The sequence below is a fragment of the Marinobacter vulgaris genome, from assembly GCF_003344045.1.
Classification (GTDB): Bacteria; Pseudomonadota; Gammaproteobacteria; order Pseudomonadales; family Oleiphilaceae; genus Marinobacter; species Marinobacter vulgaris.
Genome location: NZ_QFWX01000052.1, coordinates 1 through 388 on the forward strand (window position 1 = coordinate 1; position 388 = coordinate 388).

Consider the following 388-nt stretch of genomic DNA (forward strand, 5'->3'; position numbering starts at 1 on the left):
CACCAGATTGGGGAGCTCGCCAACATCTGCCAGCACCCTCTTCATCACACTATCGACCGCACTGAGATCCGCAGCCGGTTTGCCTGACTTGCCGCTTTGCCCGGCCATGGCCCGGATGTTCAGGTAACCGATGAGGTCATTAAGGCGTCCCCACTCCACCAGCCGGTTGCCGCCATGGCTAACGGCGCTTGCGAGATAATCCTCATGGATCACGTCACGCGCCGACTCTTTGAGATCGCCCAGGTAGCTGGTGAGCTCCCGGTCATCATTGGCGTCTTCAAGTTCCCGTGTCAGCCGCCTGAAGAGCGCCGGCTGGGCACCTGCCCTGTAATGACCCCAGGGTGAATGCAGACGAATATGGCCATCCTTCAGGGGCCGTAGCATCGCA

At 60.3% G+C, this 388-nt stretch carries 1 protein-coding gene; it reads right to left on the bottom strand.

Annotated elements, in window-relative coordinates:
* A partial coding sequence (locus DIT71_RS17970; RefSeq protein ID WP_158538986.1) for a hypothetical protein occupies nt 1-388 on the bottom strand: 388 nt, incomplete at both ends.